The organism is Yersinia enterocolitica subsp. enterocolitica, assembly GCF_901472495.1.
GTDB lineage: Bacteria > Pseudomonadota > Gammaproteobacteria > Enterobacterales > Enterobacteriaceae > Yersinia > Yersinia enterocolitica.
Genome location: NZ_LR590469.1, coordinates 4,130,567 through 4,157,566, shown reverse-complemented (window position 1 = coordinate 4,157,566; position 27,000 = coordinate 4,130,567). Strand labels below are relative to the sequence as shown.

Here is a 27,000-nt window from a genome sequence, read left to right as displayed (position 1 = left end):
TTGCCGCGTTTCGTGCTCAAAATAAGCATATAGAACCGACCCAAATGCAGGATAAGCTCTTAGTCCTTGCGCTGCTGGAGCCGACGCAAAGATCGCTCACGGCGACTGTGCTCCCGACTGAGGTCCAACAGAATTTCCTCGATAAACGCCAAGTGACGGTGTGAGGCTTCGCGAGCTTTCTCTGGCTCACGAGCCACAATCGCCTCAAAAATCCCGGCGCGGTGACTGCTCACCGTTGCCAGCATTTCGCGGCGCGAGTAAAGCAATTCAAAGTTTTGTTTAACATTTTGTTCCAGCATCGGCCCCATGCAACGCAGTAAATGCAGTAACACTACATTATGTGCGGCCTCGGTGACCGCCACTTGATACTGCATAACAGCATCAGCCTCGGCATCCAAATCGCCGCTATCCTGTGCTTGCTGAATAACAGTATGGCATTCACGAATACGTTGTAGATCTTCATCAGTACCGCGCAGTGCAGCATAATAGGCAGCGACACCTTCGAGAGCATGGCGGGTTTCTAACAAGTCGAATTGTGATTCTGGATGGTCGGCCAGCAATTCAGCCAGCGGATCGCTAAAGCTTTGCCACAGATTGGTTTGCACGAAAGTGCCACCACCCTGACGGCGCAATAACAGCCCCTTGGCTTCCAGGCGCTGGATTGCTTCTCGCAGAGAAGGTCGGGAAACATCAAATTGCTTCGCCAACTCGCGCTCAGGCAACAACTTTTCACCCGGGCGTAGCGTCCCTTCCAAGATCAGGTATTCAAGCTGCTGCTCAATGACATCTGATAATTTGGGCTGACGTATTTTGTTGTAGGCCATATTTTTTATTATAAGTCGTGTTGTAAACGCGCTGTAAGCCGTATTGAGTGAATCGTCTCTGCGAGTAGTGCGGAGTCAATTGGTAATACCAATTTCAAAAACGTGACGATAAAGTAACAAAGTATTCACTACCTGTCCATACGGACCTTGACCAAAATCATGAAACCCAGCACATTTTAACAACTTTACTGACAGCGTGATGCAAAGTGATAACGTCTCGTTGGTAATACCATTACCTGACACAAGGGAGTTTTAACTTTTATGAAACGGATATTTAGGCAAGCTGAAGCGTTATAGTTATTTTATTTGTGAATTTAAATACTATTTAAATGAATTTAAATTCACACAAGAACAAGAAAATCCTGTCTATTCCCTCTCTTTCTCCTGAACACTGGTTTGACCATTATAAAAACGGCTAACTGGTGACATTTTGCGCAATAAACGCGTGTTACTGCTTTTTCTGAAAACAACAGCTTGATCACGCATCAACATTTTTATTGGTATTTTGACTAAAAATTAGCCAGATAAAATAAAAAGCAGATGCAATAATTCTCGCCTACCACTATTCTCTTTTAAACGGTAGCCAATGGAACAAATTCCATAAAAAGCCACCGTAAACAAAATAATACAAATAATGTAATCAAAATCTTACGCATAGCACGCGGCAACCATTTTGCCGGTGAATAGTGACAACGACAGAGGATGCAATAATGAGTATTCAACAGGAAGGTGCGGAGCTAAAGCGGGGGCTTAAAAACCGTCACATTCAGCTTATTGCCTTAGGTGGCGCTATTGGTACCGGGCTATTTCTCGGTATCGCGCAGACCATTCAAATGGCGGGGCCTTCAGTGTTACTGGGGTACGCGATTGGCGGTTTTATCGCGTTTCTGATTATGCGCCAGTTAGGGGAAATGGTGGTTGAGGAGCCGGTGGCAGGTTCGTTTAGCCACTTTGCTTATAAATACTGGGGCAATTTTGCCGGTTTTGCTTCCGGCTGGAACTACTGGGTACTGTACGTGTTAGTGGCGATGGCAGAACTCACTGCTGTCGGTATCTACGTACAATATTGGTGGCCGGAGATCCCAACATGGGTTTCTGCCGCAGTATTTTTCCTCGCGATTAATGCCATCAATCTGGCAAACGTGAAAGTATATGGCGAGATGGAGTTCTGGTTTGCCATCATTAAAGTGGTCGCCATTATTGCCATGATCCTATTTGGCGGCTGGTTATTGCTGAGCGGCCAGGGTGGGCCGGAGGCAACAGTCACCAACTTATGGGCGCAAGGCGGCTTCTTCCCCAATGGCATCATGGGGTTAGTGATGGCAATGGCGGTAATTATGTTCTCCTTCGGTGGGCTTGAGTTAGTCGGCATCACCGCAGCGGAAGCCGAAAACCCAGCCCAAAGCATCCCGAAAGCCACCAATCAGGTTATCTATCGTATCCTGTTGTTCTATATCGGTTCTCTGGCAATTTTGCTGTCACTTTACCCGTGGGGCAAAGTCGTCGAAGGCGGCAGCCCGTTTGTGCTGATCTTCCATGCATTGAACAGTAATGTGGTGGCCACGGTATTGAACGTCGTGGTATTGACGGCGGCATTGTCGGTCTACAACAGCTGTGTTTACTGTAATAGCCGTATGCTGTTCGGTTTAGCCAAGCAAGGTAATGGCCCGAAAATGCTGTTGAAAGTCGATGGTCGCGGCGTACCGGTTATTGCCATTGCCGTTTCCGCCTTCGCCACCGCTTTCTGCGTGCTGATTAACTATTTGATTCCGGGGCGCGCGTTTGAATTGCTGATGGCACTGGTGGTATCAGCACTGGTGATCAATTGGGCGATGATTAGCCTGGCACACCTTAAATTCCGTGCGGCGAAAAACCGTCAGGGCGTTATCCCGCAATTCAAAGCATTCTGGTATCCGTTTAGTAACTACCTGTGTTTACTATTCCTAACCGGTATTTTGGTGATTATGTATCTGACGCCGGGTATCCAGATTTCAGTACTGTTGATTCCGGTATGGGTAGTGGTGTTGGCGCTGGGTTATGGGGTTAAACAGAAAAATAAGTGTTAATTAAATTTATTGACTCATAAAAAAACAGGGCGGTAGTTTTCACTACTGCCCTGTTTTATAACTCCTGACGAATCTCATCTCTGGTGAGGTCAGACCATTGATTATAAACTCAGCATTTTATCTAGTAATTTATAATCCTACTTACGCTCTACCTTAGCCTCAACAAAACTTTCCTTGTATCGTCCTTCTCCCTCCCAATAGACCTCACCAGCATTATACATTGTCGTTTTACCGAGATAATCCACATCCAAGACTAACTCTACTAAATCATTATGAGAAAGAAAACAATCTGTATGTAATGTTTCAGGAACACCACTTGAGCCAGGTTCACTCTTCTCATTAAAGGTCTTAAGTATATTCCTAATAGCAATAACTCTAGGAGAGATATATGTACTCTTAACTTTATCAATACGTAGTTTAACTTCCATCCCTTCGATCAATTCATTATTACCAAGATCAATACCAACATCCCAGTTCATATTAACGTGGTGCTCTGCGTTCCACAGTAGCTTTGACAACCTACAATCGCCAACTGATTTGCCTTTATGGTATATGCTATACCCTGACCTGAAACGCACTTTATTCCAGATTTCATCTGGATAAAGCCTTTTCACATCAATGACTTTAGTTTTTTCTTGGGAGCTTAAGCCAGATATACCTTCGGTTTTGACGACAAATCGTCCCCGCTTGCCTACCAAATTTTTAACTCTAATATCTTCAATTGTTGTAGAGCCAGAAGCTAAGTTAGATGTAGATTCTTTTTCAAACAGTTTATTCCCTGAATTCTCCTCAATAAATTGCACGACAACTTTCTGAGGGCCTTCAAACTTACCGGAACCTGACACTCTCCAATTAACCACCATCTGGTCACCTTTAAATGCAGGTTTCCATTCTGAGGAGTTAGAGCTAGATATACCTTTACTGACTATATTGGTACTACTTATGGATATACTAGGTTTTTTATAGACTTCTGCTAAGTATTTAGCACTATTTTCCAAATAGAAATCATTTTTATCTATTTCTATTTTAATATCCGTTTCACCAGCTGAAACGCGATTTATACGGCCATATGAATCGATGTTCATAACACTTGGATTACTTGAACTCCAGCGTACAGCGCGAGTTGGTAAATCACTTGGTAAATTTAATGATTGGACATTACTTGGTTGGCTATCTACCGAGTATTGCTTCAACGATTGACTAAAATTCAACACTAAATTTGCCTTGTTAATATTTAATACATACTCCGCCTCACTGGCTTTAAATTGATCTGTCTGTTCTGTTGTCGCTTTAATCAGCGTATCACCAGCTTTCAACAATGTAATGCTGCCACTGGAATCAACTTTAGCGACATCCAACGCAGAACTGCTCCACTTAAGCTGAGGCTGAGAGCTTACCCAATCAGAGTTACCCACATTAGGTTGTTCTTTTGTAACAGCCTGTCCCCAAGTTGTGCTACTAACCCGTTTAGCAAAGGCAAGTTTAGGATCAGCCCGTTCAACCTCAAGTTGATAACTGGCAATGCCCACGGCATAGGTACTATCTGCCAATGTCATCGCTGAAATCTCCACTATGCCCGCTTTGAGCAATTCAATCTCACCGGTAGTGGGATTAACTTTGGCGACATCCGAATTACCACTGCTCCAGTGTACGGTAACCCCTTTAGGTAAGCCCTTTAGCAACTGTTTTGGCTGTAGTGCTCTTGTAAAGACTCTCGCCACGTTTTTATTATCAAAACTCAACTGCGGAATAATATTCCCCACCAGCAGTTGCGGCTGCTGAGTCAAATTAACACCGTTAATGCTGGCAATTATTTGAGTATTACCCTTGGCGGTTGCGCTAACCTCAGTGCTATACGTGCCATCACCATTATCTTTCATTGGATCAGCAGTGAACTTTATGCCTTTCAGGTTATTACTGTCAGTTAGCTTAACAATCTGGCCGATTAATAAGTTACCAAACTTATCTTTTAGCGTGGCGGTTAACTTAGCCTTAGTGCTGCCACTGGCATCAATGCTGGTCACATCTCCCACAAAATCAGATTGTGCTGGATCGATGTCCCCTGCGGTGCTGTTGACATCTGCTGCCGCTTTAACCTGTTGGCGAACCTGCGCCTCCATTTTATATGTGCCCAGAATGCTGGCTCTGAGTTTGGTTTCTGCAACACCGGTTTTCCCAGTGTAGCTCTGGCCTTGATACTGGCCTCCGCCCTGCGCCAAACGCCAACTAACCGCGATATTCTCCAACAGATTATTATTAGCATCCACTACCTTAGCGGTATAGGTCACTGTATCCACATTATCGGCTTTAAATGTAATGCTGCTTGATTTCACCCACTCTAATTTAGCCGTGGTTGCATCCCCCTTCAGCACCATATCTACCTTAGCTGACAAAGGCTTGCCCGCCACAGAGACGGTCACTGTATGATTACCGGCTTTAGTACCTTTCATCTTGACCAGATAACCGTCACCGGATGGGTTAGCAGTGGTTTCGATTTTCAAGCCATGTTCCCCACTTTTTGGTGATGTGGTTATCTGGTTTGCCAGATTAGGTAACGGATTGCCTTTGCTATCACGGATATCAACCTGAATAGTGGCAATATCGAGATTATCGGCAGTGATATTACCTTGCAGTAACTGCATGCTGGATTTGCTGATGTCCACTCCGCCACTGATAAATTTAACTGCCGTAGCCTGCAAACTGTTATTGCCTACCGCCGCAGTGACCAGAGCATCACCAACCAAATCACGGCTGATTTCAACTTCTGCCACGCCAGCACGGTTGGTTAGGCTAATCAACTTGCCACTCATCAGAGTGTCGCGGTTGACTGACCAATGCACCGGAATACCGGCACCCAGCAGGTTATCGTTAGCATCTTTGAGGGTCGCCTGATAAGTGACTTTATTACCCACCGTAACAGGCCCAGCCTGCAACGATTCCACTTGCGCAATTTTGGCAGTAAGCACATCAGCAATCACTTTCAGCTTCTGTTTAGCTAACTCAGTACCATCCAACTGAGTAACAATTTCACCGTCACCCGCTTTAGTACCAGTGATAGTGGCGCTATAGACCCCTGTAGACACTTCAGTAAATGCCGTTGGCAATTTCAAACCGGGGAAATTAGCCGCAGTGACTTTAATCTTCCCACCTTGACCGGTTAATGGATTGCCGTTGATATCATTGACTTTAACCGTCAGTTTGGTGGTGGTAACACCATCCGCTACCAGATCCACAGAGGAGAAACTAGTGGATGAGTGAGCAATGGAAATGCCACCAGCGGTAAAGGTTACTGGTGCTGCATCCATCTGACTGGTGCTACTGACAATCGCGGTAACTGTCGCATTACCGGTTTGTTTGCTGGTCAGGGTGACAGTTGCCTTACCCGATGCATTGGTTCTGGTCATTACCGCTATGTTACCCAAACTGGTTATCCAGGCCACTGAAACATCAGCAAGGCTTGCGTTACCCTTAGCATCTACCACGGTGGCGGTATAAGTAATACTGGCAGTGCCATCAGCAGCCGCTTTTTTGATATCCGATGTGACCGATTTCAATGTGGCGGTTTTATTATCAGCCTGTAGGGTTAGCGTTTGTATTTTGCTTACATTGCTTCCCTTAACTGTGGTGGTCAAATCTACTGCACCTTCCTTCATACCAGTGATAGTGGCTTGATAAACCCCTTTTGCTGTTGTTTCACTAATGGTGCCTACGTTCACATGATCAGCTACTGACTGAGTGATATTGATCTTCGACGCCAGGCCCGAAACTGGGTTGTGGTTGGCATCACGCAGCGTAAATCTCAACGTAGCAGTTTGTTTACCATCGGAAATGATCACATTCGGTTGTAACAACAGCTCTGCGTTGCTGGCCACCGGTGTTATCGCGACAAACTCAGCCTCACCAATGTTTTCCTTCTTAATTTTTGCATTATCGCCTTCGGTTAGCGCGACTGAAACCTCAACCTTACCCACCTGCGTACCGGTGATAGTTTGGCTACTTTGACCATTGATATCGGTGGTAGTGATCTGGCTGGCAATCTTATTAATATTACTGTCCCAGCTTAGAGTCATCCCACCCACTGGGTTGCCATTGGCATCTACCACGGTCGTCACATAACTGACAGAACTGGAACCATCAGGTGCCGGTTTATTGTCACCTTTCACTTCCACGGTTTTAATCACCGCAGTCTTACGATCGGCTTCAAAGGTAATGGCATCAGCAATAGCCGTGGCGGCATTGCCAAGTGTCGCGCGAATCTGCGTCTTGCCAGCCTTCACAGAACCAATATTGACAGTGGCCTTACCCTGTTCATCCGTTTGACTGGAGGCAGGTTCAATTTTAACCGGATGCCCGTTCTCGGCTTTCCAGCTTATCGCTTCCGCCTTCACCGGGTTGTTATTGGCATCAACTACTGTAACGCTATAAGTCACCTTGTCTTTATCATTAGCAACGAAATCGCGTTGAGTCATTGGTGCTAAAGTGATTTTTGCGGTACTGCGGTTAGCAGTAAACTCAACCTGGGTAGGCGATGTGTTTTTATTACCATTAACCGAGGCCTTAACCGTGGCAAAACCCGCCTTAATACTGGCAAGCACCACTGTAGCTTCACCCTGACTATTAGTGCTAGTCATTGTGGTCGTCGGCTGTGCTGGAACAAACTCGCCCAGGTTGGTTTCCCACAGCACCGGACTGTTCGCCACAACGTGGCCGTTTTTGTCTTTTACCACCACTTTGTAAATCACCTGCGACTGACCATCGGCGATAAGAGTCTTAACACTTGGCGCTGACCAGGCAGAGATGTTGGCAGTGACAGTGTCAGCAGTGAAGCTCAGCTTTTCACTGGCCTGATTAACTAACAGATTGTTTTTCACGACCTGCGCGTTAAGGGTGATATCACCCACATCAGTGCTGGTAAGAGTAATTTGTGTCTCACCCAAATCGTTGGTTTGAGTTTTTCCGGTTGCGGGACTGAACGTCACCTTATGGCTGGCTGCATCCCATTCAATTTCTTCATTTTTAATCGGGTTGCCGTTGGCATCGAGAATTTTGGCATTGAGAGTAATGCTATCTATGCCATTGGCCGCTGCGCTGTTTTTGCTCACAGGAAGTAACGTAATCTTGCCGCTTTGACGATCAGCAACAAAGACCACCTTACCTGCGTTATAGGGCTTGCCGCCGACAGTCGCCGTGACTTTGGCCGTTTCTGCCTTGGTGCTCACCAGCTCAATAAAGGTTTCGCCGTTAGTGTCGGTTGTTGTGCTGCTGCCCTGAACAAAGGAGCCGATATTGCTCGACCATTCCACCGCGGCACCAGGGACAACATTGCCCTGCTTGTCGGTAACCTTCAGTTTATAAACCGCTTTACTGGTGCCATCAGCCACCACTGGTGTGGCCGCAACAGTAAAGTCATTGGCCTTCACCGTCATGGTGCTGTTATCTGCTTTTATTTCAATCGCACCCGCTTGAACCGGGGCCTCAGTGCCTACCTGCACTGTAATATTGGCAGTTCCGGTAACGGTTGAACTGAAATTGTTTTCTGCAATACCGTGCTCGTTAGTGATACTGATGGCATGTTCAAGGCCCGGCGACTTTAAATCGCTGACCCACTTAACTTCAACGCCCGGCACCGGATGGCCCAGTGCGTCAGTCACTAACACTTCAAGTTTGGTTTTATCGGTCGCATTGGTAGTAATTGATGGCGTCGAAATAGTCACCGCCGAGCTATCAGTAATAGTCGCCGTCGTTTTATCGGCTGATTGGGTAAGAATAATTGGGTTTAGTTGAACCCCACGCACAGTTGGGGTAATTTCAAAACGCCCAGTCAGGAAACCACTGGTAATAGAAGCCTCATAAACACCGCTCTGAACTTCCTGCACATCATCAATAACCAAAGGCTGTAGCAAAGTTCTGGCTTTAAATACTCGGCCAGAAGAATCCCGTATCGCAAATGTCATTTGACCTGACGCGCCACTGACCGCCTGACCAGCATCGGTATTTAATTTCAATTGAATGATACTGCGGCTGGTCCCATTAGCTGGCAAGGTGGCCGGATTCAAAGAAATAGTACTGTTAATACGATTAATATTGACGCCGGTAACATAAATATTGGTGGAGCTGGAAGTGGAGTAATTCCCTTTTTTATCAATCGCACGCCCGCTTAATACATAGGCATTCGCCGCACCATCAATATAGGGTGGCATAGCGACGTGATAGGCCAAATTACCCACATTGCTAACTTGCCCACCGGCCTTAATCACATCGGCAGCATCCCACTCGATACGATCTAATCCATGACGGGCATTAAAAGTATAATTTATCGGTACAACTTGTTTTTCTTTACCGCTGACTTTTTCCGGTAAATTTAATGTCACCACCTGCTGCTTACGGTATTCCAGTACAATATTGTTATTGCGATCGACCAAATCCATGCGGCTACCGGCCAGAGTCCGGGTCGCTTGCACCGCTGCGGGATCTATCTGCTGCGGCCAAGGGGTATTAATTTCGTAATTGACGGCAACATTCACTCCAGTTTTCTTTTTACCGCCGTTACCAATAGTATGGTCAAGACCTAAACTTACCAGTGGGATCGGGGTATAGCTGACACCAGCAGTTAATGCCGATGGGTTTTTCTGCCGTTCGTTAATGCCAAACAAGGCGACTTCATCACCGAAGTATTGCTCATACATTAACTTCCCGCCTAACTGCGGGTAATGAGGTAAATAGGCTTCGGTACGAATGTCGTAACCATTAGCCGCACGCTCGTCATAATCTTCCAGTCGAGCAGAATTTTTCCACCCGCCCAAACGATGATAACTATTGGCTGACAGCTTAAGGTAATCCCGCGCTAATTCACCGCCAAATCCTACGCGCCGATGGGCATTACCGGATATTTGTTGGTCAAAGAAAATGTTATAACCGAACATCCAGTCAGACACATAATGGCGTTGCCCCAACCCAATATTCATAATATTGCGTTGGTCAATACGACGAAAACCAAACTGGCTGAAGGCTAACTTATCAGGTTGATCATAGAGAGGGATAAATAAATCTATTTCTGAGCCACTGAAATCATTCTTATCATCAGTCTGTAATTTAACTTGGGCCTGACCAATATGGCCTAACCATTCCTCGACCGTTTTCGCCGTAGACGATAACAACATCCCCTTGGCTAAACGAGAGAATGCATCGACACGGTTCTCGCTGCTCAACGAATTCCCTACCTGGGACAAATGAGAAGCAACCAAAGAGGCTTGCTGGGTGGCCCGTTGCTCTTCTTCCTGATTAGGAACATAAACCACCGCACCGTATTTGACTGCGTCAAACGCACTGCGATTGTTATATAAATTGATATTTAACGCCCAAAGCTCATCAACAGATAAGCCATAGCTTGCTGCAACTGACTCCAGAGTGTCAGTTGGGGTGAGCGTATGGAGTTGCTTAAAAAGCACTGTTTTCTTCGTGATATCACTGTTCGCCTGAGTGCTAAAACTCATCGAATACAGTGGAAGCGTACCCAATAATATTTGTAAAATTATTTGCGTGTAGGCAATGGCTTTCTTCATGAAGCCAGCACACAAGTAACGTTCTATGCCTTTAAAAATTGAACCCATTATAAAATTCCTGATTTGTTACCGGCATAATCGACTCGCATTAATTCAAAGGGGTTTGAAACATAAACACAGATGACAATAAGTTGAGTAATGCATGAAGAAATAAGCCAATAGAAATTGATCAGGCGGATAATAAAGCGAAGAATGAAATGATAAAAAGGAATAACTCGGAATTTAATCGGACTAATAATAAATGATAGAAATAATGGGATTTTATTTTAATTCAGAGATTTTCCAAAAAGAAAAAATATAACTCAGCCAAACTAGATATCAGATAAGCTTCACAGAAAAACACAATAAATCAAAATTAACCAATTGATTTATAACAATAAAAAACAAATATGAATTGGTTTTTTATTGGTAAGATAAAGTGGAGATAATTCCTAACAGGAAGTTATCTTAAAAAAGGGCTGATAAATAATTATCCAGCCCCACTCATTAAACCAACGCATTATTAACTAAACTAACGCACCATAAATAGTCAGTAAAGCAACAACCACAATGACGGCCACCGTGACTTTTCGCGCTAAAGACACCGCCGATCTGGGTGTCTGCACCGGATCTAAATGAGGCTCTCGTGCCAAAGAATACTGTGCTAATTGAGTCAACACTTGGTACTGCGAGGAACGAAAGTCACCCAATGAAGCAAACCAAGCGGGTAAGGCTCTTTCCCCATGCCCCAATAATGCATAGGCAACCCCGACTAACCGCACCGGTATCCAGTCAAGCCAATGCAAAATGCGATCAATGCCAGATTGTGAGCGCTGTAAAGGAGTATGATGACGCGCCAACCAAGTTTGATACCCACGTAACATCGCATACCCTGCTAATGCCACGGGGCCATAGCTAACACAAACGACGAACCAGAAGATCGGCGCTAAATAGTAACGGAAGTTTATCCATAACAATGCATTTTGCAGAGATTCCAGCCGAGCTTTTTCACCACTATCCATCGGTAAGCCATGAATAAGTGCCAACTCCTCAGCCATTTTATCCGTAGCATGAGCATCATTTTGACGTGCAGCTTTCAAATAGGCGCGGTAATGTTTACGTATTCCACCCGCACCAATACACAGCAGGCAAATTAGTATCCAGATAAGCAAAAGGGGTAAACCAAACATGATGTTTTGCACTAGCCGCAAAACCAGCCCTACCAGCACCATCCACACAGCGGTCAGTAAAATTGTTTGTACCAACGAAAAGTGGCGTAAACGCGTAAATACCACTTCAAGGCGATGATCTAGTTGCCAATGTTCGCCCAGTTTAAACAAGCGCTCCCATGCTAGCACCAGCAACAGCGTAAACAGTGTCATTAGCTCTTACTCTCCCTTTGTACTTAACCCGCCCACAAACAGGGCATACGCCTCCCGGCATGCATAAACGACTCTATCAGACGAGGTGACAATCTAATTCGTGCTCGACCATGAACCTCTGGTTAATACTGCATGACTTCCGTATTACGATGGTAAAGATGACTTCGCTAAACTCTGTTGATACAACGCCCAGTCAAAAGCAGGGCCTGGGTCAGTCTTGCGCCCCGGCGCAATATCGCTGTGGCCTACAACCTGCTCTGCGGTTATCGGATAATGGGCAAATAACAGAGCACTTACCTCAGACAGGCTACGATATTGTGCGGCGGTAAACGGTAACACATCCGTCCCTTCCAACTCGATCCCAATGGAAAAATCGTTACACCGCTCACGTCCGGCAAAAACAGATACTCCAGCATGCCAGGCACGTTTATCAAATGGAACATATTGAATAATTTCACCATCCCGGCGGATAAGGCAATGAGCTGACACCCGCAGATGAACAATATCGGCAAAATAAGGATGTTCATCAGGATTAAGGGTGCCAGTAAACAGTTGATCTATATACGGGCCGCCAAACTCACCAGGAGGCAAACTAATATTATGAATCACCAGCAGAGAAGGAGCTTCACCTTCTGGCCGCTGGTCGCAATGAGGGGAAACGACCCGTTTGACCCCATAAATCCAGCCATTATCTAACTGCCAGTTATTTTCTAACTGCATAGTTTACCTAAGCCCCCTAACCTAAATAGTACACTGCAACCGGCTCTTTTATGGCACTTCTGCCAGCAACAGAGTAGCATGTTTGGACAACTATCTATCCGCCATTTCGGAGTTTTCTATGCCGACCCGCAGCTATAATGCCGACAGCCGCCGCGCCGAGCTATTGGAACGAATTCAACGCGATATCCCTTCAACTGTTGCTCAAGCCTTGAGTGAAGACCTGGGTGGCGAAGTCAACGCCGACCGCGACCTCACCGCGCAATTACTGCCAGCAAGTAAGCAGGCAGAGGCAACCATCATTACCCGTGAAGCGGGTGTTTTTTGTGGTGAACGCTGGTTGAATGAAGTGTTTATTCAACTTGGTGCCCAAGTGTCGGTCACATGGGAAGTTAACGATGGCGACAAACTGGTTGCTGATCAGGTTCTTTGCCATCTGACTGGCCCCGCCCGCATTTTGCTGACAGGTGAACGCACCGCACTAAACTTCCTGCAAACTTTATCGGGCGTAGCAACTGAAGTAAGCCGCTATGTGGCCGCACTCGCTGGCTTGAAGACCCAATTGCTTGATACCCGAAAAACAGTGCCTGGGCTGCGTACTGCCTTGAAATATGCCGTCCTCTGCGGGGGTGGTAATAACCATCGGCTTGGCTTATCTGATGCTTTCCTTATTAAGGAAAATCATATTATCGCAGCTGGTTCAATTAAAGAGGCCGTTGCCAAAGCATTTTGGATACATGCCGATGTTCCTATCGAGGTTGAAGTTGAATCCCTTGATGAACTACAACAAGCCCTGGAAGCAGGTGCTGACATCATCATGTTAGATAACTTCACTATTCCAATGATGCGTGAAGCGGTAAACATGCGCGATGAACTTGCCAAAACTCAGAGCAGCGCGCAACTGGAGGTTTCCGGCAATGTCACACTGGAAACCCTACGCAGCTATGCTGAAACAGGTATTGATTTCATTTCAGTCGGGGCGCTGACCAAACATATTACTGCCTTGGACCTTTCCATGCGTTTTAAATAATCCTACCAAATTATTTTCGGCGGATGGCTCGTAATAGCAGGCCCTTATTCTGTTTTGCGAGCACCGCCGAAATTATCTGTGATTCAGTTGCAACAAGCTAAATATCCGACAGCACGCTTCGCAAAACCCTCAATCCCCTCTTGTTAACATTCATTCAAAAAGTGCACTCTGCCCACGTTTTCTCACACACATGGAGAGTGTCAAATGACTAATCAACGCGGTTTTACATTAATTGAATTGATGGTTGCGATCGCCATCATTGCGGTTCTCAGTGGTATAGGTATTCCGTCTTATCAACGCTACATCCAAAAAGCAGCCCTCACCGACATGTTGCAAGCTATGGTTCCCTACAAAATGGCGGTGGAACTTTGCGCACTGGAACATGCCAGCCTTGATAGCTGTAATGGAGGGAGTCACGGTATACCGGCGGGAGAATCATCGCGCTATGTCAGCGCAACCACTATAGATAAAGGCGTCATTACATTTACTGGCCAGCAAACACTTGCCAATCTAACTTTGGCTATGTCACCCACCCTAAATAATAGTGGAAATATAGTCTGGGCAAGAACATGTACCGCAACAAATAACAGCATTGCTGAAAACTGTAAGACCGTATTCCGTTTCAATGATAAGGTCTAATCAAATGACCGAACTCATGGAATGTCCACACGAGACAATAAATGATGAATTACACACCATTTGCCGCCGTTATAGATCAATAGCCTTAAAACTTGATGGCCAGAGCCTGACCATAGCTTCGTCTCACCCAGTCAATGAGGCGTTGCTAACTGCACTGCGTTTTGCGTGTGGCCGTAAAATCAAGGTGGAATACTGGCCGGAGGCCAGAATTGAGCAATCACTCAATTTGAGCCCATCAACGCAACAGCACTTAGAAACTAACGTACCTATAAAGGGGGCTGATGACACATTACTTGATAATGAAAACGATACACCTGTTATTCAATTTATAACGCAGACACTCAGGTTGGCGATTCAGAAACGTGCATCAGATATCCATTTTGAACCTTATCAATATCACTACCGCATTCGTCTAAGAATTGATGGCGTATTACATGAATCCCCATCGCCTACAGTTGAGCTATCTCGTCGTATTAGCAGTTGCCTGAAGGTTATGTCTAAACTGAATATTGCGGAAAAACGGTTAGCGCAAGATGGTCAGTTAGCACTGATATTAGACGGTATTCGCTACTCAATGAGAATAGCGACCCTCCCCGTGCAATATGGTGAAAAAGTCGTGCTGCGAATTCTCAATATGAAGCAGCAGCCTACTCTGGAAAAACTGGGACTTACAACAGTGGCCCACCAGCAATTAACTCAAGCGCTATCAGCGCCTCAGGGGTTGGTTCTGGTTACTGGGCCAACAGGAAGTGGTAAGACAGTAACTCTCTATTGCAGCCTGGAGCAGCTCAATCAGGGACAAATAAACATCTGTAGCGTTGAAGATCCTATTGAGATCCAGGTTGACGGTATAAATCAAACACAGACCAACAGTAAAATTGGGCTGGATTTTTCTAATGTATTGCGTGCCATGCTGCGTCAGGATCCTGATGTCATTATGCTCGGTGAGATTCGTGATAATGAAACCGCAGAAATAGCAGTTAAAGCAGCACTAACGGGGCATCTGGTTCTCTCAACCTTGCATACCAACTCCACAGCTGAAACACTGATACGCCTGACACACATGGGCGTAGAGCGTCACTTAATTGCTTCCAGCCTAATATTAGTTATCGCCCAACGATTAGTCCGAAAATTGTGCCTGCATTGTCGTCAGGCGTCATCAGTCCCTTTCCTGACACCACCAGATATATGGGCAAGTCCACTGCAACATTATCTTGCCGTTGGTTGTGAACATTGCTGTGCCGGATATTATGGTCGAACGGGAATTTACGAAATGTTAAATGTCACCCCGCCAATCCAACAAGCTTTACTTAATAATGTCAGCCCAGCAGAACTCACCAGGATTGCGCAAGAACAAAAACAAGTCACATTACTTTCGGCGGGTCTGGCATTGGTCGAAAACGGTATAACCACTCTCAGAGAAATTAATCGTGTTGTGGGGCTGCAAATACAAGTTGAGGCAATACCGTGAGCTATCAGCGCTTATTTTATTGGAGAGCAATTAATACTGCGGGGCAATTACAGACAGGAGCATTACTGACGACGGAGAGAAATACTGTCTATGAATATATGCGCCATAATGGGCTACAACCACTGGGTGTTAAGGGTGGAAAAAGATTATCGATTAGCTATTGGCGCGGTGAACGTCTGATTGCCATCACTCGCCAATTAGCAACATTATTACAAGCGGGCCTACCTTTAGTGAATTGTTTGCAATTGCTGGCACAAGAAATAGATGCCTTACCCTGGCAGTGCTTATTACAGGAAATAAGTCAGCAAGTATCACAGGGGCAGTCATTATCAGAGGCAATGGCCCATTACCCTCATACTTTCCCTCAATTATATCCCCCCGTGATTGCAATGGGGGAGTTGACGGGTAATCTTGAGCAATGCTGCGTACAATTGGTCCTACACCAGGAACGGCAACAAAAACTGCAAAAAAAAGTCATTAAAGCACTTAAATATCCAGTATTTGTCTGTATTGTTGCGCTGGTTGTCAGTACTGTCATGTTGGTTTTGGTTCTGCCCGAATTTGCACAAATATACCAATCGTTCGATACACCATTACCCGTGCTAACTGCCACACTTCTATTTATGTCCGCATTTCTTACTGCATATGGGCCATACTTAATCGCATTATTAACCTTATTTTGTATTAGTTATATATATCTACGGCGACATCAGACTCACTGCCAACAATGGGAACAGAAACTTCTATTACGTATTCCATTAGTATCAGCATTGATTCGTGGCAGTTGCCTTAGTCAAATTTTTCAAACTCTGGCTATCACTCAGCACGCAGGGTTACCCCTAACCTCCGGATTAGATGCGGCACTCCGTTCCATCAATAATGACACTTATCAGCAAGCATTGAGGAGTATTCAAAAACAAATCAAGCAAGGGATTCCACTGCATATCGCCATCACCCAGCACCCTCTATTCCCCCCATTATGCCAACAAATGGTTCGTGTGGGCGAGGAGTCTGGTGCTCTGGATGTGCTACTAGAGAAACTGGCAGGTTGGCAGCAACAGCAAACACAGGATTTGGCCGACAATCTCACGCAAATGCTGGAGCCACTTTTGATGTTAATTATTGGCAGTATTGTTGGGGTACTGGTAATCGCGATGTATTTACCGATATTCCAGCTAGGGGATGTTATCGGGTAAATAATGTTATTAGAGGAGGGCTATCCGGTGGGATTTTATTGAAAAGAGGCGTAGTTCAACTCCTCAGACTGCTGACAAACCCCAACGACTCGATCTTGCAAGGTGAGGACAGGTAGAAGAGTAAAGCGTCCGCGCCAGGGATGGCGCGGGTCGAGTCCCCAGGGAGGGGTTTACGGCGTCTTTACGATCTGCCTGTTTTCACCGTTACGGGCACTTTGTCATTAACCTCAGGCGTAGTTCAACGCCTCTTTTCATCTCAATCACAGGCTCGTGATTGCTAACTTTATCAGAGTACAACTTACTCTCGAAAACCCAATATCAGTTACTGCCAAACACACGGTTTTCTTGCTCTGCTACGCGAATAAAAGTGGTGCGTTTAGTCAGTTCTTTTAAATGTGATGCACCCACATAGGTACAAGCGGAACGCAAACCGCCCATAATGTCGCGAACGGTGTTATCAACGGATCCACGTAATGGCAATTTAACCGTCTTACCTTCCGCCGCGCGGTACTCAGCAACACCACCAACATGGCGTTTCATGGCTGACTCTGAACTCATACCGTAGAACAGCATAAACTTCTCGCCATTCTCTTCAACAACTCGGCCTTCGCACTCATCATGCCCAGCTAGCATGCCGCCCAACATGACAAAGTCAGCACCACCACCGAAAGCTTTCGCAACATCACCCGGCACGGAACAACCGCCATCACTAACAATCTGTCCGCCCAAACCGTGTGCTGCATCAGCGCACTCAATAACCGCCGACAACTGCGGATAACCAACGTCTGTTTTCACGCGAGTGGTGCAAACCGAACCTGGGCCAATCCCAACTTTAACAATATCAGCGCCCGACAGAATAAGTTCTTCTACCATCTCACCAGTCACCACATTGCCCGCACAAATAACTTTATCTGGGCATGCTTCGCGAGCTTTTTGTAAGAAGGAAACAAAATGCTCGGAATAACCGTTAGCCACATCAATACAGATAAATTTCAAGGCAGGTGATAACGCCAAAATTTGTTTCATCTTGTCGAAATCAGCAGAAGATGTCCCGGTAGAGACCATGACATGACGTAAGACTGATTCAGGAACTCGTTTCACAAATTCGCCCCACTGCTCAACAGTGTAGTGTTTGTGAACTGCGGTCAAAACATCGAATGAGGCTAGAACTTCTGCCATGCGGAAGGTGCCAACAGTATCCATATTAGCAGCGATGATAGGTACACCAGACCAATTCCAACCTGAATGTTTGAAGGTAAACTGGCGTTCCAATTCGACTTCAGAGCGACTTTTCAGTGTTGAACGTTTAGGGCGGATTAACACATCTTTAAAGCCTAGTTTCAAACCTTCTTCAATACGCATGGCTAATTATTCCTGGTTATTGGCGATAGATCGCAAAATGTGATCGGGCGTAAATCACGCCATCCCAGTGAAGCTATCATACGCATGAATAATTCTACGGCAAGACTGCGAATCCACCTTTATTTGCGCTACAATCCCACAAATTACCTGAAGAGTCTCAATCCCGCAGTTATCCTCGTACTCACTTCACTTATTTTTCCACGTAGCGCAAACAGAATGCACACCTTGCTATGCCTTGGCACCTGCTTTCAGATACAATTCGGCCACTCACTAACTGTATGCAAGGCTAGGCAATGACCTATATTGTGGCTCTCACTGGTGGAATTGGCAGTGGTAAAAGCACAGTCGCAAATGCATTCGCCAATCTCGGTGTCCCTCTGGTTGATGCTGATATTATTGCTCGTCAGGTGGTTGAGCCCGGCACGCGGGCATTAATGGAAATCGCCTCCCGCTATGGGGAAAATATCTTGCACACAGATGGCACATTGAATCGTGCAGCATTACGCGAGAAAATTTTCAGTGAGCCGCAGGAAAAAGCGTGGTTAAATTCATTGTTGCATCCACTGATCCAACAGGAAACCCAGAGCCAGCTCGCCAATATTGATGAGCCCTATGTACTTTGGGTTGTCCCCTTGTTGGTTGAAAATGGTTTACATCGCCGTGCTAATCGTGTGTTAGTGGTAGATGTGGCACCTGAAATACAACTCGCTCGAACAATGGCGAGAGATGGTATTACCCGCCAACAGGCAGAAGATATTTTAGCTTCACAGGTTTCGCGGCAACAGCGGCTAGCCTGTGCTGATGACATTATTGACAATAGCGGCGATCCCATAGTTATCGCCCCGCAAGTTACTTTATTACACCAGCAGTATTTAAAATTGGCAGCTGCGGCCCAACAGGATCTACATAGATGAGTGACCTCACCTCAACAATACTTTTTGAACACCCGCTCAATGAAAAAATGCGTACCTGGCTAAGAATGGAGTTTTTACTACAACAATTAGAAAGCCAGCGTACGTTAGATAATATTGCCAGTGCATTAACGTTTTTCCGCACAGCATCTGATTTAATTGATGTTCTGGAGCGCGGTGAAGTTCGTACTGATTTGCTTAAAGAATTAGAGCGCCAACAACAGAAGTTACAACTATGGGCAGATATGCCCGGTGTTGATATGTCGCTGGTGGATTCCTTGCGTAGTCAGTTAAAAAGCCGGGCTTCAGTATTGATGTCAGCACCGCGCATCGGGCAGTCGCTAAAAGAAGATCGCTTAATCAGCGTTGTTCGCCAGCGCCTGAGTATCCCAGGTGGCTGCTGTAGTTTCGACTTACCCACTTTGCACACCTGGCTGCATCAGCCTCAGGAACAACGCAATCAGCACATCGATAAGTTGCTCACAAGCCTGACCCCGCTCAATCAGTCGCTAACTATTATTTTAAATTTAATTCGCCAATCCGGCCCTCTGCGGGCACAAATCAGCTTAAATGGTTTCTTCCAGGACAATGCCGAAGGGGCTGATTTACTGAGATTACGCCTGCCGCTAGACCCGCAGTTGTATCCACAGATTTCCGGTCATAAAACCAGATATGCAATTCGCTTCTTACCACTCGATAGTGAAAATGGTACCGTGCCAGCACGTTTATCGTTTGAATTAGCCTGCTGCTGAGTTTGTAATTAGTCGCTGGCATTGGATAGATTTTAGGAGAAAACATGGAAACCGAAGTCATCGAGGTCAACTGTCCGACCTGCGGCAAGATTGTTATCTGGGGTGAACAAAGCCCTTATCGCCCATTCTGCTGCAAGCGTTGCCAGCTGATTGATTTAGGTGAGTGGGCCGACGAAGAAAAACGCATTTCCAGTAATGGTGAGCTATCTGACAGTGATGAATGGAGCGAGGAAGACCCTCTTCAACACTAGCAGTCGCAGCCTGGCCAAATGGAGCAAACGGATATTTTGCTCCATCTAACTTATCTTAATGCCCCATCGGCCTATGCTGTAAGTAATTCAATAATGGCTGCATTGGCGGGTGGGAACTCTTCAGCCAACAAGTCAGATTGTTTCACCCAGCGCATCGGCTGGCCTTCGCGACCAAAGGGCTCACCATCCCATGCTTCAACCATATAAAAACTTAATGTTACGATGCGATCGGTAAATGTGTGCTCTAACACTTTAAGCAAAACCGCCTCTTTCACCGCAATTCCTGTTTCTTCCAATAGCTCACGTTTTAATGCAACTTCTGGTGTTTCACCCTGCTCAATTTTGCCGCCGGGAAATTCCCAAAATCCAGCCATATGAGAATCAGCAGCGCGCTGGGTAATAAAAATTTCTTGCTGGGAATTACGGATAATCCCAACTGCAATTTGTAAGTGTTTCAATTATTTTCTCCTGTCAGAGCATCAATGTTGGCTTGAGCACTCTTCCAGTTCACTCGTACTAAAAAGATAAGCAAAATAAAGGGCGGTGTTTAAGCCGCCCTCGTTATCAATGCATCAACTTATGCCTAAAATATTACTGTAGGCGGCCGTGGCACTGCTTGTATTTCTTACCTGAACCACATGGGCACGGATCATTACGCCCGACTTTGCGCTCAAGGCTGGCAGCCACATTGGCTTCTTCCTGTGACATCAGTGCGCTGTTATCAGATTCGTGGCTAAGTTGTTGCTGTTTAGCCAAACGCTCAGCTTCTTCGCGACGTTGTACTTCCAATGCCTCTACTTCTTCCGGCATCCGCACCTGTACTTTGCTTAGAACGCTGATCACTTCATATTTCAGTGATTCCAACATTGCAGCAAACATCGCGAAAGATTCACGTTTGTATTCTTGTTTAGGATCTTTTTGTGCGTAGCCACGGAGATGGATGCCCTGACGCAGGTAATCCATTGCCGCCAAATGCTCTTTCCACAACGAATCAAGTGTTTGTAACATCACACCTTTTTCGAAGTTACGCATCATGTCAAAACCAACCACTTCTTCTTTACGCTGATAATCAGCAATCGCCAGTTGCAGAATGCGTTCACGTAAAGTTTCTTCGTGCAGTTGTGGTTCATCTTCCAGCCATTGGGCAATTGGCATGTCCAGGTCGAAATCATTTTTCAAACGCTGTTCCAAGCCTTCGACATCCCACATTTCTTCCAGAGACTGGGTTGGAATGTAGCTATCAATAACCGTTTTGAATACATCTTCACGGATACTGTTGATGGTTTCACTCACATCAGCCACATCCAACAGCTCATTACGCTGGCTGTAGATAGCCCGGCGTTGGTCGCTGGCTACATCATCATATTCCAGTAATTGCTTACGAATATCGAAGTTACGGCTTTCAACTTTACGTTGCGCGTTGGCGATAGCTTTAGTCACCCACGGGTGTTCAATAGCTTCACCTGGTTTCATACCTAACTTACGCATCATGCCAGACACACGGTCAGAGGCAAAAATACGCATCAAGGCATCTTCCATTGACAGGTAGAAGCGGGAAGAACCAGCATCACCCTGACGGCCCGCACGACCACGCAGCTGATTATCGATACGGCGAGATTCATGGCGCTCAGTACCAATAATGTGCAAACCACCGGAGGCCAGCACTGCATCATGGCGAATCTGCCACGCGGCTTTAATGGCTGCAATTTGGTCTTCTGTTGGGTTTTCCAGTAAGGCAATTTCACTCTGCCAGCTGCCACCCAATACGATATCGGTACCACGACCCGCCATGTTGGTCGCGATAGTTACCGCGCCCGGTTGGCCCGCTTGGGAAACAATTTCAGCTTCCATGGCGTGGAACTTGGCGTTCAGAACTTTGTGTTCAATACCGGCTTTCGTTAATTCAGCAGATACCACTTCTGATTTCTCAATCGAAATAGTCCCCACCAATACCGGCTGGCCGTTAGCAGTACGCTCACGGATATCTTCGATAATCGCACCAATTTTTTCCTGTTCGGTCATGTAGACCAAATCAGCCAGGTCCTTACGGATCATTGGGCGGTTGGTTGGAACAACAATGGTATCCAACTTGTAAATGGAGCTAAATTCGAATGCTTCGGTATCTGCTGTACCGGTCATACCGGCCAGTTTTTCATAGAGGCGGAAGTAATTCTGGAAAGTGATTGAAGCCAGCGTCTGGTTTTCGTTCTGAATTTCTACGCCTTCTTTTGCTTCAACCGCTTGATGCAAGCCATCTGACCAACGACGACCTTGCATGGTACGCCCAGTATGTTCGTCAACAATGATAACTTCACCGTCTTTCACAATGTAGTCAACATCACGGGTGAACAATACATGAGCACGCAGAGCTGCCGTTACGTGGTGCATCAACATGATGTTAGCTGGAGAATACAGAGACTCCCCCTCTTCCATGATGCCCGCTTCTACCAGCATTTCCTCAATTTTGATCAAACCGCGTTCGGTCAAATGCACCTGACGTGATTTCTCATCCACAGAGAAGTGACCTTCGCCCTGGAAAGTATCGGAGTCTTCTTTTTCCTGACGAATCAGTTTTGGAATCAGCTTGTTAACCCGAATATACATCTCTGAACTATCTTCGGCCGGGCCGGAGATAATCAGCGGAGTACGTGCTTCATCGATCAAGATGGAGTCAACCTCATCGACCAACGCGTAATGCAGTTTGCGCTGTACACGTTCTTCTGGGCTGAACGCCATGTTATCGCGCAGGTAGTCAAAGCCGAATTCGTTGTTAGTACCATAGGTGATATCCGCAGCATAAGCAGCACGCTTAGCTGGAGCTGGCATATTAGGTAAGTTGATACCCACACTCAGGCCCAGGAACTCAAACAATGGACGGTTATTTTCGGCGTCACGTTGAGCCAAATAGTCGTTGACGGTAACCACGTGGACACCACGGCCGCTCAACGCATTCAGGTAAGCTGGCAGAGTTGCAGTCAGCGTTTTACCTTCACCTGTACGCATTTCTGCGATGCAGCGTTCGTTCAGTACCATACCGCCAAGCAGCTGCACATCGAAGTGACGCATGCCAAACACGCGTTTACTGGCCTCGCGCACGACAGCAAAAGCCTCAGGGATCAATGTTTCCAGTACGGCACCGTTCGCCAGACGCTCACGGAATTCGTCAGTTTTGGCACGTAATTCCTCATTTGTCAGCTTTTCGACTTCAGGTTCCATACGGTTGATAAGATCAACCACCTTGCGCATACGGCGCAGTGTACGATCGTTACGACTACCAAAAACTTTGGTTAATAATTTAATTAGCATGATTCTTAATGTCTCTTACAAAACCACCAAACCGGTGGCCAAAAGTTGTATAAAATTGGGGGAAGCCAAGAGAATAATTAGATGAAATTGGCAGGCCCGGCACGGATTCCTTGCACTTGTGCAAGCCAAAGTCCCGGTTTATGCAACGAAAGAACAGGCCGTTTAATCTGCTCGGTATAGCGAATAATAGTGGGTGGTTTGAACTCATGGGTCAGTAACGCATTCAGCGTATTCAACAATGCAAGCTGCTGAATTTGTGATGGTTGTACTTGTTCTGCCTCTGCCACTTCTTGCACCCGGGCATAAGCCACTTGAGGTGCCAGTGCAAATGAAAGATGACGAATAACCGTGCGCAGTGCATGCTGTTGCCAATAGTCTACGCTGAATGAAGGGCGACGATGCATATCATGCAGCAATGCCAAACTACTAAAGTTTGTCGCACCGTAATTCTGACGGCTTTGGCTTGATGATGTGTTCGGTATTGCAGCTTGATCAGGAACGCCAGACAGGTTTGATGGCACGCCAAGACTCGCCGCGACCATCCCCAACAGGAGATGCGGCCAGAAATAACGTCTGCCAAATTGTCGCCAACGATTTAGAATACCGATCACGAGTTTAAAATCCGCCGGAGCCTTGTCAATGCGTGAAAGCCGCCCACAATTATTAGATGTTCTGTTCGATGATGCAATTGCAGCAGAAAACGGACCGCTGCATAACGTACAACAACGCGCTACTGCACTGTTAAAACTTAACCGTGCGGTAAAAGGATTGCTCCCTTCACAATTGCAGCCGTGGTGCCGTGTTGCTAACTATCGCCAGAGTGTTTTAGTGCTAGAAACCGCGAACGCCAGCTGGTTAATGCGCTTGCGTTATGAACAACCTGCTTTACTCTCTGCACTACGAGCGCAAATTCTACCATCATTGTCTTCAATCGACATCAGGATTAATCCGTCGTTAATGGCCAGCGGTCATAACATGACACAAAATGCCGAGAAATCGTCAGGAAATACTGAGAAATCGCCGCCATTACGTCAGTTAAGTTTGGAAAGCGCTAAGGAATTAAGAGGATTAGCGAGCCGTAGCCCTGAAAAACTGAGGACGATATTGGAACGATTGGCTGCGCTGGCCGGAGAGAGTGCCAGCACAACCAAAAGTGATAAATAAATTTACCCTTCTTACTTAAATTTGCAGGGTTGTTAGCTGCTCTTATTCACCCGAATTACTGATTTCAGTCAGCTCAGCGGGATGAATGAGCCTCATCTTTGAGGCTCACCCTACGGGCTAGCATAAATGCTGTTCAAATTGGTCGGGAACCAATTTGTCATTCGATTGCTGCCTACCTGCAACTTCAATTACTTTGGGTATAAATAAATTTAGTAAGCTAATACTGTAGACGGAGCTTTGAATGCCAATGGCATTTCGGCTTCGTCTTGGAACGTCACAAATTCCCAAGCTTCTTGCTTAGCTAAAACAGCCTGCAATAGCTTGTTGTTCAAGGCATGACCTGATTTGTACGCAGTAAACGCGCCAATAATATTGTGGCCACACATAAACAGGTCGCCAATGGCGTCCAGCATTTTGTGACGAACAAATTCATCTTCGAAGCGCAGGCCATCTTCGTTTAATACGCGGTAATCATCTACCACGATGGCACAATCGAAACTACCGCCCAGGCACAAACCGCGGGACTGTAAGTATTCGATATCACGCATGAAACCAAAAGTACGCGCACGGCTGATTTGACGGACGAATGAATCGGCCGAGAAATCTAAACGGTAGCGCTGCGTACTGGAGTCAATCGCCGGGTGATTAAAATCAATGGTAAAATCTAAACGGAATCCATTGAATGGAGACAATTCAGCCCATTTATCACCGTCTTCAACCCGCACAGTCTCTTTCAGACGCAGGAATTTCTTCGCAGAGTTTAACTCTTCGATACCCGCATCCAGCAGCAAGTACACGAATGGACTGGCACTACCATCCATTATCGGTACTTCGGGAGCGTTAACTTCAATAATAATGTTATCAATCCCTAACCCTGCCAGAGCAGCGTTGAGATGCTCAACAGTAGAAATACGCACGTCATGCTCATTGACCAGGCAAGTACAGAGCATGGTATCACGCACGGATTTTGCATCTGCCGGAAAATCAACCGGTGGATTCAAGTCAGTGCGACGATAGATGACCCCGGTGTTAGCCGGCGCGGGTCGCATTGTCAGTGTGACTTTCTTACCGGTGTGCAAACCGACGCCAGTCGCCTGAACAATACGTTTTAAAGTCCTTTGTTTGATCATCGTTTTATCTCGCAATGTTATCCATCCTACCGACCAAGCTTATAACAAGATCGGCGGGACAGTTTAGCACAAAGAGCGGAGATTCCAATATTTTCGGAAATTAGTCGGCTTGCTTACGCAAAAATGCCGGAATATCCAAATAATCGGGCTCTTTATTGGTTTGAGCAGTGGGGTCATTGACCACTTTAGCCGCAGGCTTAACTTCCTGAGGTAAAGGTGACATGCCATGCTGCTGGTAACGGTGATCCATAACAGGCTGTGTCTGCTTGTTAGTAACCAGCGTGATTTCAGGGCGTTTATCCATGCCGATACCGGTTGCAACCACAGTTACGCGCAGTTCGTCGTTCATTTCCGGGTCTAACGATGTACCGATAACGACGGTCGCATTGTCGGATGCAAATGCACGAATGGTGTTACCCACAGTTTCGAATTCATCCAAACGCAAATCGAAACCAGCAGTGATGTTGACCAACACGCCGCGAGCGCCAGACAGGTCGATATCTTCCAGCAACGGGCTGGAAATCGCCATTTCTGCTGCTTCTTCAGCACGATCTTCACCGCAAGCCACACCTGAGCCCATCATGGCATAACCCATTTCGGACATTACAGTGCGCACGTCAGCAAAGTCGACGTTCATCAAGCCTGGGCGGGTAATCAACTCGGCGATACCCTGAACAGCGCCTTTTAATACGTCGTTAGCTGCACCGAATGCATCCAGTAACGAGATGCCACGACCCAGAACTTTCAATAGTTTGTCGTTCGGGATAGTGATCAGTGAGTCCACATGTTTGGACAGTTCAGCAATACCCTGCTCAGCAAATGCCATGCGTTTCTTGCCTTCGAAATTGAAAGGCTTGGTAACCACGGCAACTGTCAGAATACCCAGTTCTTTTGCCACTTCAGCAACAACAGGAGCCGCACCGGTACCAGTACCACCGCCCATGCCTGCGGCGATAAAGACCATGTCTGCGCCTTCAAGAGCTGCACGCAGAGCTTCACGGTCTTCTTCTGCTGAATTGCGACCCACTTCCGGGTTCGCGCCAGCACCCAGACCTTTGGTAATACCGCTACCAATCTGGATGGTTTGGCCAACAGCCGTCTTACGTAGCGCCTGAGCGTCTGTATTAACGGCGAAGAATTCAACACCTTCGATGCGCTCGCGCACCATGTGTTCGACGGCATTACCACCGCCACCACCGACGCCGATGACTTTAATCACCGCGTCATTGGTTAGTTCCATAGGTTCAAACATAGTTTC

19 protein-coding genes are annotated in these 27,000 nt (G+C 46.3%); 9 read left to right on the top strand and 10 right to left on the bottom strand.

The genetic code is table 11. The features are described from left to right. Window positions 1-59: 59 nt before the first annotated feature. Window positions 60-824: a pyruvate dehydrogenase complex transcriptional repressor PdhR gene (pdhR, locus tag FGL26_RS19585; RefSeq protein WP_004389026.1), complete on the bottom strand. Its 765-nt coding sequence runs from the start codon at window positions 822-824 to the stop codon at window positions 60-62. A gap of 710 nt (window positions 825-1,534) precedes the next feature. On the opposite strand from pdhR, the gene FGL26_RS19580 reads away from it, so the two are divergent. Next, window positions 1,535-2,890: an amino acid permease gene (locus FGL26_RS19580; protein ID WP_005167107.1), complete on the top strand. Its 1,356-nt coding sequence runs from the start codon at window positions 1,535-1,537 to the stop codon at window positions 2,888-2,890. 137 nt (window positions 2,891-3,027) lie between these two features. Here the strand turns inward: FGL26_RS19580 and FGL26_RS19575 are convergent, their stop codons facing one another. The 3 genes from FGL26_RS19575 to ampD form a co-directional block, all read right to left on the bottom strand. Then, window positions 3,028-10,500 (bottom strand): inverse autotransporter beta-barrel domain-containing protein, encoded by a 7,473-nt coding sequence (locus FGL26_RS19575; RefSeq protein ID WP_005167105.1) that lies wholly within the window; start codon window positions 10,498-10,500, stop codon window positions 3,028-3,030. A gap of 458 nt (window positions 10,501-10,958) precedes the next feature. Beyond that, window positions 10,959-11,813 carry a beta-lactamase regulator AmpE gene (gene ampE, locus FGL26_RS19570; protein WP_005167103.1) on the bottom strand — a complete coding sequence of 285 codons (855 nt, stop codon included), beginning with the start codon at window positions 11,811-11,813 and terminating at the stop codon, window positions 10,959-10,961. Window positions 11,814-11,957: 144 nt separating this feature from the next. Next, window positions 11,958-12,533 carry a 1,6-anhydro-N-acetylmuramyl-L-alanine amidase AmpD gene (gene ampD / locus FGL26_RS19565; protein ID WP_005167100.1) on the bottom strand — a complete coding sequence of 192 codons (576 nt, stop codon included), beginning with the start codon at window positions 12,531-12,533 and terminating at the stop codon, window positions 11,958-11,960. A 118-nt stretch (window positions 12,534-12,651) separates the two neighbouring features. Between ampD and nadC the strand changes: the two genes are divergently transcribed. The 4 genes from nadC to hofC all read left to right on the top strand — a co-directional run bounded on the left by nadC (window position 12,652) and on the right by hofC (window position 16,866). Further along, entirely contained in the window at window positions 12,652-13,560 is a 909-nt protein-coding gene (gene nadC / locus FGL26_RS19560; protein WP_005167097.1) for a carboxylating nicotinate-nucleotide diphosphorylase, read from the top strand. A gap of 204 nt (window positions 13,561-13,764) precedes the next feature. Next, window positions 13,765-14,199, top strand: a complete 435-nt coding sequence (ppdD, locus tag FGL26_RS19555) for a prepilin peptidase-dependent pilin (RefSeq protein ID WP_005167096.1) — start codon at window positions 13,765-13,767, stop codon at window positions 14,197-14,199. Between the two features lie 4 nt (window positions 14,200-14,203). Further along, on the top strand, window positions 14,204-15,670 hold the full coding sequence (gene gspE, locus FGL26_RS19550; protein ID WP_005167095.1) for a type II secretion system protein GspE: 1,467 nt from the start codon (window positions 14,204-14,206) through the stop codon (window positions 15,668-15,670). Further along, complete coding sequence (hofC, locus tag FGL26_RS19545; RefSeq protein ID WP_005167094.1) at window positions 15,667-16,866, top strand: protein transport protein HofC; 1,200 nt, start codon at window positions 15,667-15,669, stop codon at window positions 16,864-16,866. The genes gspE and hofC overlap by 4 nt, the downstream gene beginning before the upstream one ends. A gap of 318 nt (window positions 16,867-17,184) precedes the next feature. Here hofC and FGL26_RS19540 read toward each other — a convergent pair whose 3' ends face one another. After that, window positions 17,185-18,228: a GMP reductase gene (locus FGL26_RS19540; protein ID WP_138060265.1), complete on the bottom strand. Its 1,044-nt coding sequence runs from the start codon at window positions 18,226-18,228 to the stop codon at window positions 17,185-17,187. A 293-nt stretch (window positions 18,229-18,521) separates the two neighbouring features. Between FGL26_RS19540 and coaE the strand changes: the two genes are divergently transcribed. The 3 genes from coaE to yacG are packed head-to-tail and all read left to right on the top strand — an operon-like array spanning window position 18,522 to window position 20,142. Beyond that, window positions 18,522-19,142, top strand: coding sequence for a dephospho-CoA kinase (gene coaE / locus FGL26_RS19530; RefSeq protein ID WP_005167092.1), 621 nt, complete (start codon window positions 18,522-18,524; stop codon window positions 19,140-19,142). Continuing rightward, complete coding sequence (zapD, locus tag FGL26_RS19525; RefSeq protein WP_005167091.1) at window positions 19,139-19,891, top strand: cell division protein ZapD; 753 nt, start codon at window positions 19,139-19,141, stop codon at window positions 19,889-19,891. The genes coaE and zapD overlap by 4 nt, the downstream gene beginning before the upstream one ends. Window positions 19,892-19,935: 44 nt before the next feature. Continuing rightward, window positions 19,936-20,142 (top strand): DNA gyrase inhibitor YacG, encoded by a 207-nt coding sequence (gene yacG / locus FGL26_RS19520; protein ID WP_005167089.1) that lies wholly within the window; start codon window positions 19,936-19,938, stop codon window positions 20,140-20,142. Window positions 20,143-20,213: 71 nt separating this feature from the next. Here yacG and mutT read toward each other — a convergent pair whose 3' ends face one another. The 3 genes from mutT to secM all read right to left on the bottom strand — a co-directional run bounded on the left by mutT (window position 20,214) and on the right by secM (window position 24,059). Then, window positions 20,214-20,600, bottom strand: coding sequence for an 8-oxo-dGTP diphosphatase MutT (mutT, locus tag FGL26_RS19515; protein ID WP_005167088.1), 387 nt, complete (start codon window positions 20,598-20,600; stop codon window positions 20,214-20,216). 133 nt (window positions 20,601-20,733) lie between these two features. Beyond that, window positions 20,734-23,448 (bottom strand): preprotein translocase subunit SecA, encoded by a 2,715-nt coding sequence (secA, locus tag FGL26_RS19510; RefSeq protein WP_005167086.1) that lies wholly within the window; start codon window positions 23,446-23,448, stop codon window positions 20,734-20,736. A gap of 77 nt (window positions 23,449-23,525) precedes the next feature. Beyond that, entirely contained in the window at window positions 23,526-24,059 is a 534-nt protein-coding gene (gene secM / locus FGL26_RS19505; protein WP_005156845.1) for a secA translation cis-regulator SecM, read from the bottom strand. 28 nt (window positions 24,060-24,087) lie between these two features. On the opposite strand from secM, the gene FGL26_RS19500 reads away from it, so the two are divergent. Next, on the top strand, window positions 24,088-24,612 hold the full coding sequence (locus FGL26_RS19500) for a DUF721 domain-containing protein (protein ID WP_005167083.1): 525 nt from the start codon (window positions 24,088-24,090) through the stop codon (window positions 24,610-24,612). Between the two features lie 209 nt (window positions 24,613-24,821). Here the strand turns inward: FGL26_RS19500 and lpxC are convergent, their stop codons facing one another. Further along, on the bottom strand, window positions 24,822-25,742 hold the full coding sequence (gene lpxC, locus FGL26_RS19495; RefSeq protein WP_004389005.1) for a UDP-3-O-acyl-N-acetylglucosamine deacetylase: 921 nt from the start codon (window positions 25,740-25,742) through the stop codon (window positions 24,822-24,824). Window positions 25,743-25,842: 100 nt separating this feature from the next. Then, window positions 25,843-26,994, bottom strand: coding sequence for a cell division protein FtsZ (gene ftsZ, locus FGL26_RS19490; RefSeq protein WP_004389003.1), 1,152 nt, complete (start codon window positions 26,992-26,994; stop codon window positions 25,843-25,845). Window positions 26,995-27,000 lie beyond the last annotated feature (6 nt).